This is a genomic window from Zoogloea sp. (assembly GCF_028693495.1).
In the GTDB taxonomy this organism is placed as follows: Bacteria; Pseudomonadota; Gammaproteobacteria; order Burkholderiales; family Rhodocyclaceae; genus Zoogloea.
The window spans coordinates 26,456-37,300 of sequence record NZ_JAQUVG010000025.1 but is presented as its reverse complement, the minus strand read 5'-3'; the positions used below and the strand labels follow the sequence as shown (position 1 = coordinate 37,300).

The following is a 10,845-nucleotide window of genomic DNA, read 5'->3' as shown; positions in this document are numbered from 1 at the left end:
AGGGCTGCAGGAGAGGCGTGGGCCAGAAGGAGGCGTTCCAGGAACGGCATTGCTTCTGAAGAGATGTCAAACTGAGGGTCTAGTTGCCGACCCATTCCCTCCAGAGTCACAAAGGCCTTGATCATCAGGGCCAGGTCCGGAGGAAGGTGAAGTGCATTGTCACGCAGGAGGGTCAGCAGATCGTTGAGGAGGCGACCCAGATTCAATTGCGCCAGGGGTAAGCCATGATAGGTGTCCAAAAAACTGTCCACTTCTGATGCCAGTCTGTTCCGGGCGTCGGTGGTCGGACCTTCTCCGCTCCGGCTCCAGTCTTCCAGGATATCCACCACGAGCTCGCTGTTGCGGCTGACCAGACCATGGAGCAACTGTGCGACTTGGGTGCGACGCTCGGGAGACAGGCGGCCGATCATGCCAAAATCGATGAAGGCAATCCGGTTGTCCGGGAGATAAAAGACATTTCCCGGATGCGGATCCGCGTGAAAGAATCCGCTTTCCAGCATCATGCGCAGTACCGCCTCGGCACCGCTGCGTGCCAGTTGGCGACGATCGAGTCCTGCTGCATCGGCACCCGCCAGGTCACGGCCCGAAATTCCTGCGATGAAGTCCTGGACATTCAGGCGTTCGCCGCACCATTGCCAGTGTACGCGTGGGATCACTATGTTCGGTTGATCCTGAAAGAGGGCTGCGACCCGTTCGGCATTGCGGCATTCAGCGGCGAAGTCCAACTCCCGCCGCAGGGATAAAGTGAACTGCCTCACTATCTCCTTTGGATGGTAGCGGCACAGATCCGGGATCTCGTTCTCGAAAATTTCGGCGAGGCGGGCCAACAGGCGAAGATCGGCTTCGACAATGGGTCGGATACCCGGGCGGCGGATTTTGAGTACAACCGCGGTCCCGTCCTGGAGGATGGCTTGATGCACTTGGGCCAGGGATGCGGCGGCGAGTGGAGTGGTGGCGATGTGTGCAAACACGGTTTCCGGAGCTTCGCCCAAATCTTCGAGCAACTGTGGGCGCAAGGCTTCGAAGGGGAGTGCGGGCGCCTGATCCTGAAGCTTGCTGAATTCCGAAATCCATTCGTCCGGAAAGAGATCCACCCGGGTTGCGAGGATCTGTCCGAGTTTGACGAAGCTGGGGCCCAGTTCCTCCAGGGCCTTTCGGACACGGGTTGCCGGTTCCAGGGTGGTCAGTTCGCTCTGTTCGTGCCAATGAAGGATCTTCCCTGCCCGTTCAAGGCTGCTTGCCAAGCCCAGACGACGCACCAGATCACCAAAACCATAACGTATGAGCACGCTGGCAATGTCGTGCAGGCGTCCCAGGTCCCGGATTGCGGCAAAGGTTTCCCACAGCATCAGCAGATTCTCCCGGGCTGTCGGCGGAGGGGCAAGAGGCTGGGGGGAGCCACCCATCGTTCAGGATGTCTGCCGAAGCACATCCCGTCATCACGATGCCATGATTGCCCTTGTGACGCCATGTGCCTGTAAAGATAAAGGCTTTGAGAACACTGGGCCGGGGTGAGTGCGCAGCAAGAGGCGCCAGTGGAATGGTGCGGACGAAGGGACTCGAACCCCCACACCTTGCGGCGCCAGAACCTAAATCTGGTGCGTCTACCAATTTCGCCACGTCCGCACAAGGCCGGGATTGTAATGGTTGAACGATCGGGGAACCAGCACTTTCGTGTCGTCCCGTGCCGGAAAGCAGGACGCCACCGGGAAGGTGGCGTCCTGGGGCCTGAGGTAGGGAGCAGTTATCCGCGACGCATGGCGTCAAAGAACTCTCCATTGCTCTTGGTGGCCCTGATCTTGTCAAGGAGGAATTCCATTGCATCAATGTCGTCCATGCCATAGAGCAGCTTGCGGAGAACCCAGACTTTTTGAAGGATGTCGGACTTGAGCAGCAACTCCTCGCGGCGAGTGCCCGAGCGGTTGACGTTGATGGCCGGATAAACACGCTTCTCAGCCATGCGGCGATCCAGGTGGATTTCCATATTGCCGGTGCCCTTGAACTCTTCGTAGATCACATCGTCCATCCGGCTGCCGGTGTCGATCAGGGCCGTGGCGATGATGGTCAGCGACCCCCCTTCCTCCACGTTGCGGGCTGCACCGAAGAAACGCTTCGGTTTTTGCAGGGCATTGGCGTCCACCCCGCCGGTCAGCACCTTGCCGGAGGCTGGCACCACGGTGTTGTAGGCGCGGGCCAGGCGGGTGAGGGAGTCCAGCAGGATCACCACATCCCGCTTGTGCTCGACCAGGCGCTTGGCTTTCTCGATGACCATTTCGGCCACCTGGACGTGCCGGATAGCGGGTTCGTCGAAAGTGGAGGCAACCACTTCACCCTTTACCGAACGCTGCATTTCTGTCACTTCCTCCGGGCGCTCATCAATGAGCAGCACGATCACCACCACATCGGGGTGGTTGGAGGTGATGGAGTGAGCGATGTGCTGGAGCATCACTGTTTTGCCGCTCTTGGGCGGGGCCACCAGCAGGCCGCGCTGGCCCTTGCCGATAGGTGCGATCATGTCAATCACCCGGGAGGTGATGTTTTCCTCGCCGCGGATGTCCCGTTCCAGCTTCAGGCACTCGTTGGGATGCAGCGGGGTCAGGTTTTCGAACAGGATCTTGTGTTTGGACGCTTCTGGAGGCTCGAAGTTGACCTTGTCCACTTTTACCAGCGCGAAGTAACGTTCGCCGTCCTTTGGCGTGCGGATCTCGCCCTCCACTGTGTCGCCCGTGTGCAGGTTGAAGCGGCGGATCTGGCTCGGGGAGACGTAGATGTCGTCGGTGCCAGCTAGGTAGGAAGTGTCGGGGGAGCGCAGGAAGCCGAAGCCGTCCGGCAGGATCTCCATCACGCCATCGCCGTAGATGGGCTCGCCTTTTTTGGCGCGGTTCCTGAGGAGCGCAAAGACGAGCTCCTGCTTGCGCAGGCGGTTGGCGCCTTCGATTTCATTGACAATGGCCATTTCGAGCAGTTGCCCGACGTGGAGAGACTTGAGCTCCGAAAGATGCATGGCTGGCAGGGGAGGGGGGAAAGAATTGGAAGGTGGGATGCCGGACTATCGAACAAGTACGACAGCAGTTTGCGCAGCAGAATTGCTGGAACTGTAAAACGGCGTCGGGGGTGCTTTGGGAGGGCCCCGGGACGCCGTTAGAGACTGCTTATCTGGTTTGTGAGGGTAGCTCGATTAAAGGTGGCTGTCAATGAAGGCAGCCAGCTGGGACTTGGACAGGGCCCCGACCTTGGTGGCCTCGATGTTTCCGCCCTTGAACAGCATCAGGGTGGGGATGCCGCGGATGCCGTACTTGGCCGGCGTTTCCTGGTTTTCGTCGATGTTGAGCTTGGCGACCTTAAGTTTGCCATTGTATTCCTTGGCCACTTCGTCCAGGATCGGCGCAATCATTTTGCAGGGACCACACCACTCAGCCCAGTAATCGACCAGCACGGGGCTGGTGGATTGCAGAACTTCGGTGTCGAAGTTCGCATCGGTGACGTAATGGATATGTTCGCTCATGATTCCTCGCATTAAGGGGATTTATGGGTGTTGCCGGGGAGGGGTCGTGCACCAGCGAAAGCTGGCTGCGCAATTTCGCCGATAAGGATGAATGTTGCTAGATGCTAGCGAATAATCAGGGGCAAGAAAAGCGCTTTTGTCTCTTTCCGTTGCCGTGCTGCGCCAGGGTGGAATGGTTGAACGCAGGTCCAAGGTCGAACCTCGCCATCCGAGTTTCGGGCTCTCACGATATCAGCGCCACGGGGGTAATGGAGTATATTGCAGGCTTCAGATCCCATTAGATACGGCCTGCCCGCCTTTTGCCCGGTGCGGCACGGCCAGCCCAGAGAGGAGCGAGATTTCCCATGGCCTATGTCGTCACCGAAAACTGCATTCGCTGCAAATACACCGACTGTGTCGATGTGTGTCCTGTGGATTGTTTCCGCGAAGGCCCCAACTTTCTGGTGATCGATCCCGATGAATGCATCGACTGCACCCTATGTGTGGCCGAGTGCCCGGCGGAAGCCATTTTTGCCGAGGATGATGTCCCGGCGGATCAGCAGGCGTTCATCGCCCTCAACGCAGAGCTTGCTGCCAAATGGGTGCCGATCGTCGAGCGCAAGGACCCTCCGTCAGATGCGGATCAGTGGCGTGGAGTAAAGGACAAGCTGCAGCATCTCGAGCGCTGAGTGAATGGCAGCCGTGAGTGGCGGCGAGCCGGTCTACATCGCCCTCCGTTCGGGGGGCGATTTCGTTTCGGCCTGCGCAGAGGCGTTGCTGAAGGCGGAACCGGATACCACATGCCGTTCTAAAGTCAGCCTGATCCTGCCAAACCTGCTGCTGGCCCGGGATTTCAGGATGGCTATGGCGGCACGGGCTGGCGGCCCCGTCCTGGTACCGCCGATGCAGACCCTGCCTGCGGCCTTGGCGCCCTGGCTTGTCCGGCAGGCTCAGATGGCGGGCTCCCGGAGATTGCTTGGCCTTTATCAGGCATTGAAGGATAGGCAGTGGTTGGACGAGGGGAGCTTGTGGGGGATCTGCGAGGAGCTGATCGCCCTGTTTGATGAGCTGACCCTGCATGGTCTCGGCCTGCCCGGGAGTGAAGACCAGTTTCGGGAGCAACTGGCGGCAGCTTATCAACTGAAGGCCGACGAGCCCCTGCGTTTCGAGGCTCGCCTGGTCCATGCCCTCTGGCTGGCGGACGGTCAGGGACTCCCGTCCAGGGCTGCAGCCCGCCTTCTTGCCGGGTCTGACTGGGCCTGTTCCCTTACCCGTCCCTTGTACGTGATTGCTGAAGGTGCGCCGGGGCCTTTCGAGCGGCGTCTGTTCCACGCCTGCGCCGAGAAGGTGCCTGTGACGGTGTTTGTTCCCGACCGGAGTCTGGCCGTGGATCCGGTGATGCTCACCCTGAATGCGGCCTGGCCTGCATCCCTCGATCCCGCGCCCCTGGCCCGGCGTCTTGTGTCTGTCAGTGATGCGGTGGCCTTGACGAGTCGGGTGGCCTTGATGGCCACTCAGAGCCTGGAGCAACAGGCGGAGGCTGTCGTTGTTTGCGTGCGTCGCTGGCTGGCAGCGGGGCGCCAGCGGATCGCCCTGGTTGCTGCCGACCGGGTGGCGGCCCGCCGGGCGCGGGCCCTGCTTGAGCGGGATGGTGTCCTGGTGGAGGACGAAACAGGCTGGAAACTCTCTACCACCCGGGCTGCGTCCCTGGTGGATGCCTGGCTGGAAGTTCTGGCCAGCGATGGTTATCACAGGGATGTGCTGGATCTGCTCAAGTCGCCTTTCATGGGGGGGCAGGACGAAACTGAACGTGAGGCAGGTATCGAGGCCCTGGCGGCGCTTTATGCGCGGCATGACCTTGCCTCGGGGCTGGAGGCTGCTGCAGCCCTGGCAGATGCGTCGATCACCCGTTGCCTTGCCCCCGTCCTCCAGGCCCGGGACGCGCTACCCCGTTCGGCCGCCAGTCCCTCCCTGTGGCTGCAGCGTCTGGCAGACAGTCTGACGGTCCTGGGAGTGATGCCCTTGTTGCAGGCCGACGGAGCTGGTGCGGAGTTGCTGGCCTGGATGGAGACTCGACGGAGCGAGCTGGCCGAGGAGCGGGGATGCCTGGATTTCTTCGAATGGCGTGACTGGCTTAATCGAGAGCTGGAGTCTGCCATGTACCGTCCGCGTACGGTGGAGAGTCCCGTGGTGATGACGCACCTGGCAGCCGCCCGCCTTCGCCGGTTCGAGGCGGCAGTCGTGATTGGCGCCGATGTGGACAACCTGGCTCCCGAGGACAAACGACCGGTCTTTGCTCACGAAGCGGTCCGGGCGGAGCTGGGGTTGCCTGGCAGGGCGGATGCCCGGTCCCGCTTGGTGGATGATCTGGCCAGTCTGATCGCCTTTTCTGACGAGGTGGTTTTTGTCTGGCAGCATCTTCGGGATGGGGAGATCCTGCTGCCCAATGACAGCATCGAGCTTCTTTCCCTGGCCCATAAAGAGCTCTTCAACGACGACCTGATGAGGCCGGCTCCCCGTCTGCCCGTTCGGCCTCCCGACCAAGAATTCCAGGACATCCCGGCGCCTTCGCTGACGAGCGCCCAGGTGCCGGGGCGGATCTCTGCCAGCGCTCTGGCCAGTCTGATTGGCTGCCCTTACCAGTACTTTGCGCGTCATGTTTTGGGGTTGGGGGAAAGCGAAGAGGTCAGCGAAGCTCTCGAAAAATCGGACTATGGTCAGATGATTCACAGCGTCTTGCAGGCCTTTCATGGCCGCTTTCCCCGGCTTGGCAACCAGTCAGACGAGGTTCTGGTGGCGGCCCTGGAAGAGGAAAGCCGGAGGGTGTTCGGCCCGGCGCTTGCCCGGAATTTCCTTGAACATGCCTGGTTTTCCCGCTGGATGGTCAGGGTGGCGGCCTACATCGAGTGGCAGCGTAGTCGCGAATCCGATGGCTGGTTTTTCGCTGCGGCCGAACTCAAGCGGGAGCGGGAACTCATTCTGTCCGATGGCAGCGCTCTGCGACTGTATGGCCGCCTTGACCGGCTGGACCGCCAGGAGGATGGCCGTGCAGCCGTGCTCGACTACAAGTCCCGCAGCCTTCGGTCCCTGCAGATCCAGGCCAGGAATCCGGATGATGTGCAGTTGGCGGTCTATGCCCTGCTCCAGGGGGGCGAAACTGCCGAGGCAGCCTATGTGGCCCTGGACGACGAGACGGTAGGAACAGCGCCGCTGGCGGATCTTGCGGTGTCTGCCGCGGCTCAGCAGTCCCGGCTGCTGGCCCTCTTCGATGCCCTGCGGGGAGGAGCGCCGCTGCCCGCCAACGGTAGTGCCTGTGCCCATTGCGAAATGCGCGGCCTGTGCCGCAAGGATTTTCATCCATGACGCATCAAGAGCGTAATCGCAGAGCCCTGGATCCTGCCCGCAGCGTCGTGGTCGAGGCCTGTGCCGGCAGCGGCAAGACCTGGTTGCTGGTGTCCCGTCTGTTACGCCTGTTGCTGGCCGGGGTCCGGCCCGGGGAAATACTGGCGATCACCTATACCCGCAAGGCAGCCCGGGAAATCGAAGAGCGTCTGCGCCTCTGGCTGCGTCAGCTGGCCGTGCTACGGGAGGAAGAGGCCCTGGATTTCCTGGCTGAACGTGGCTTGAGCAGTGCCGAGGCGCGGGCCCTCCTGCCTCGGGCCCAGGGTTTGCTTGAGGCGGTTTTTGCTGCCGATCCACCCATCACGATCACCACCTTTCATGGCTGGTTTGCCCGCATCCTCGGGGGGGCGCCTCTGGCCAGCGGGCTGGCAGGTTACCGTCTGGCCGATGCGGAGGGCCCCTTGCTGGAGGAGGCCTGGGCTCGCTTCGCCCGTGAGTGTGCCCGCAAACCAGAGGGCACGCCGGCGCGTGCCCTGATACGTCTGTTCGGTGAAGTGGGCCAGCTCAGGACCCGGGTGTTGCTTCAGTCCTTCGTGAGCAGGCGGGCTGAGTGGCACGCTTATCTGCATGATGGCGCTGCCACGCTGGAGGATGCCCTGAGCCAGTTGCGTCGCGATCTGGAGGTGGGTGCGCCCGGAGATGCGATCGCTGCCTTTTTTGCCCTGCCTGGGCTGGACGAAGATCTGGAAGGTTACACGAGTCTGCTGGAGGCCAATACCGAGAGCGATCGCAGGCGGGCGTCCGCCCTGCGAGCCGGATGGGCTCATGGCGACGGGGATGTGCGCTTTGCCGCCATCCGGGATGCGGTGCTGACCAAAACGGGCGAGCCCAGGGTCTGCAAGGCCAGCGCAGCCCAGGCCAGGCGTCTGGGTGGCGAAGGGGAGCTGCGCCTGCTGGCGCTACATGGGCGTTTGACGGAGTGCGTGCAGGATGCCTGCGCCAACAGGCTCGAAGAACACATTTTTGCACTCAATCAGGACATCCTGACCGCGGCGTGTGCCCTTCTGGAGGCCCTCGATGCGCACAAGCGGGAGCGACGGGTGATGGATTTCACGGATCTGGAGTGGCATGCGGATCGTCTGTTGTCCGATCCGGAGCAGGCTCCTTTTTTGCAGGCACGCCTGGATGCCCGTTACCGACAGATCCTGCTGGATGAGTTCCAGGATACCAATCCGCTCCAATGGCGGATCCTGGTGGCCTGGCTGGATGCCTATGGTGAGGATGGTACGCCACCCCGGGTTTTCCTTGTCGGGGATCCCAAGCAGTCCATTTACCGTTTCCGGCGGGCCGACTACCGGATCTTCATGCATGCCGCGGGGTGGTTGGTAGAGCGTTTCGGCGCAGAGCGACTGGCCAATGACCGTACCTTCCGGAATGCGCCCGTGGTTGTGGATGTGGTTAATGCCCTTTTTGGCAAAGAAACCGCGTTCGTGGGTTTTCGTCCTCAGGAGTCCGTGCGCAAGGGATTACCCGGGAGGGTGGAAGTGCTGCCCCTCGCTGGTGATGGACCGGGGGAAGAGGCAGAGAGCTCGCCCGTGATGGATGGGCCGGAGGCGCTTCGTGACCCCCTGACCACCCCTCCCCGTGAGGAGGACAATCTGAAGCGCCGGGAAGAGGCGCGCCTGCTGGCGGGGCGGATCGGTGAGATGGTGGGGCGGTGGGCCATCCACGATCAGGGTGATGTCCGGCCCGCCCGTTACGGGGACATCCTGATCCTGACCCGACGTCGCGGGATCTTGCCTGAGTACGAGCAGGCCCTGCGGGATGCGGGGATTCCTTACCTTAGCGTCAGTCGCGGAGGCTTGTTGAAAACCCTGGAGGCTGCCGATCTGGCAGCGCTGCTCCGATGGCTGGCAAGCCCGGGGGATGATTTATCCTTGGCACATGCACTGCGGGCGCCCTTTTTCAGGGTCAGTGACGAGGATTTGCTGGAGTTGGCCGGGCGCAATGAAGAGACCTGGTGGCTGCGCCTGCAGGCGTTGGCGGAAGGGGAGGAAAAGGGTAGCCAAGCCCTTAACCGGGCTGCCCGTCTGCTCGCAGGGTGGCGTGAGCAGGCTGCCCGCTTGCCCGTTCACGATTTGCTGGACCGTATTTACAACGAAGCCGATGTGGTGGCCCGATATGAGGCGGTTGTGCCTCCCGCAATGATGGCGGGCGTCCGAGCCAACCTTGAGGCTTTCATAGGCCTTTCACTGAACCAGGATGGTGGCCGTTACCCGAGCCTGCCGCGCTTCATTGATGAGCTGGCCCGTCTGGATGGGGCTGGTGATGAGGAGGCACCCGACGAGGGAGTCATCGCTGCGGAAGGCGCGGATGGGGGGCGGGTGCGGATCATGACCATCCACGGAGCTAAAGGACTCGAGGCGCCCATCGTCTGGCTGATTGACGGGCGCCACGCAAGTGCCCGTTCAGATGTGGATCAGGTCTTGCTGGACTGGCAGCCCGGCGAGAGCCGGCCCAGGCATTTTTCGATGATCACCCGCAAGGACGAACGGGGCAGGCATCGGGAGGTCCTGTTTGCTGCCGAGGAGCGTGCCCGGGAGCGGGAGGATCTCAATCTTCTTTATGTGGCGATCACCCGGGCGGCCCAGTATTTTTTCGTCAGTGGGATTGCTCCGGGGAGAGAGGGAGGTGGCTCCAGCCCATGGCAGCGTATTGGTGCGGCCCTGGAAGCCCTGGGTGCCACCGACGGAAGCTGGGGAAGTTTGCCACTGGTCCTGGAGCGTACTGAAGAGGTAATGGCGCCGGGTCGGGTGGCACCCGTCGAAGTCTGCCAGCCCGTAGCCATAGGTCGTTATCGCCAGTTGGACGAGGCTGAAGGGGAGGGCGCAGCCTTCGGAACGGCTTTCCATCTATGTCTGGAGCGCCTGACCGAGGGTTTGGACGTGGATGGCCTGGAGCCCAGGGCGCTGGAAGTCGCACGATCCCTGCTTGATCGTCCGGATCTGGCAGTCTTCTTCGATCCGTCGCGCCATGTCTGGTCGGGCAATGAGGTAGAGTTCATTGACGAGGCTGGACGGGTAGGACGTATCGACCGGCTGGTGGATGACGGTGACAGCCTGTGGGTGCTGGACTACAAGACCGGTGACCCCGATGAAATCCTGATGGATGCCTATCGTGCCCAACTCGGGCGCTATCGTCGGGTGGTTTCGGCCCTGTGGCCGGGGCGTACGGTCCGGAGCGCGTTGCTGATGGCCAGCGGTGAGTTGCGGGAGTTGGGGTAATCCCCTGTTCTTTTAGGCTTTCCGTAGGCCACGCAATCGAATACCATTCAACGTAGTCCATTGTCACGGCGCCCGGCGCCACCACTAGGAAAACAAAATGCTGGTCAGTGAGATTCTCGCCATCAAGGGCAAGGTGCTGTTTACGGTTGCATCCAACAAGACCCTTTCCGAGGCTGTGGCCATCATGACGGAGCAGGACGTGGGCTCCCTGGTGGTGTTCGACAAGGGGCGCATGGTCGGCTTGCTGACGTTCCGCGAGGTGCTGGTGGCCGCTCATAAAGCGGGTGCAGACTGGCAGGCCCTGCCGGTTTCCGAGGCCATGCTGAAGGCTCCCGTCGTGGCTGCCATGAACATGGAAATGGACGAGTTGCGGCGTCAGATGGTGGCTCATCACCAGCGTTACCTGCCTGTGATGGACGATACCGTTCTGATGGGGGTGGTTTCCTTTCATGACGTAGCCAAGGCAGTGCTGGAGGAGCAGAGCTTCGAGAATCGCATGCTTAAGAACTACATCCGTAACTGGCCCGCCGAAGAAGAGCAGGCCTGACTACGGAAGACCGTGCCCTGGTACCGGTCTCCGCTCGCACAGGGGGCGGACTGATCCAAGAACAAGACGCCATAGCGCCAGTCGAATAGTACGTTGGAGGCCGCAGCCCCTTGTGGGTTCGGCACCGCCTGGGGAGGGCGGGTCTCCGGCAGCCTGCCCACACGCAGGAAGGCCGGCAGGACCATCAC

At 61.8% G+C, this 10,845-nt stretch carries 7 protein-coding genes and 1 tRNA gene; 4 read left to right on the top strand and 4 right to left on the bottom strand.

What is annotated here, in order from left to right; all coding sequences use genetic code 11:
• The 4 genes from PHD22_RS06340 to trxA form a co-directional block, all read right to left on the bottom strand.
• Positions 1-1,349: AarF/UbiB family protein (locus tag PHD22_RS06340; RefSeq protein WP_299863901.1), on the bottom strand; the 1,349-nt coding region annotated here is incomplete at its 3' end.
• Positions 1,350-1,541: 192 nt separating this feature from the next.
• Positions 1,542-1,626, bottom strand: a tRNA-Leu gene (locus PHD22_RS06335).
• Between the two features lie 118 nt (positions 1,627-1,744).
• A complete protein-coding gene (rho, locus tag PHD22_RS06330) occupies positions 1,745-3,004 on the bottom strand; it encodes a transcription termination factor Rho (protein WP_299863899.1) in 1,260 nt (419 codons plus the stop codon).
• 174 nt (positions 3,005-3,178) lie between these two features.
• Complete coding sequence (gene trxA / locus PHD22_RS06325) at positions 3,179-3,505, bottom strand: thioredoxin TrxA (protein ID WP_299863896.1); 327 nt, start codon at positions 3,503-3,505, stop codon at positions 3,179-3,181.
• 344 nt (positions 3,506-3,849) lie between these two features.
• On the opposite strand from trxA, the gene fdxA reads away from it, so the two are divergent.
• From fdxA to PHD22_RS06305, 4 genes are all read left to right on the top strand, one after another.
• Entirely contained in the window at positions 3,850-4,173 is a 324-nt protein-coding gene (gene fdxA, locus PHD22_RS06320; protein ID WP_299863894.1) for a ferredoxin FdxA, read from the top strand.
• A gap of 4 nt (positions 4,174-4,177) precedes the next feature.
• Positions 4,178-6,847: a PD-(D/E)XK nuclease family protein gene (locus PHD22_RS06315; RefSeq protein WP_299863891.1), complete on the top strand. Its 2,670-nt coding sequence runs from the start codon at positions 4,178-4,180 to the stop codon at positions 6,845-6,847.
• Positions 6,844-10,110: a UvrD-helicase domain-containing protein gene (locus PHD22_RS06310; RefSeq protein ID WP_299863888.1), complete on the top strand. Its 3,267-nt coding sequence runs from the start codon at positions 6,844-6,846 to the stop codon at positions 10,108-10,110. The genes PHD22_RS06315 and PHD22_RS06310 overlap by 4 nt, the downstream gene beginning before the upstream one ends.
• Before the next feature lie 97 nt (positions 10,111-10,207).
• Positions 10,208-10,657 (top strand): CBS domain-containing protein, encoded by a 450-nt coding sequence (locus PHD22_RS06305; RefSeq protein ID WP_299863885.1) that lies wholly within the window; start codon positions 10,208-10,210, stop codon positions 10,655-10,657.
• The last annotated feature ends 188 nt before the right edge of the window (positions 10,658-10,845 follow it).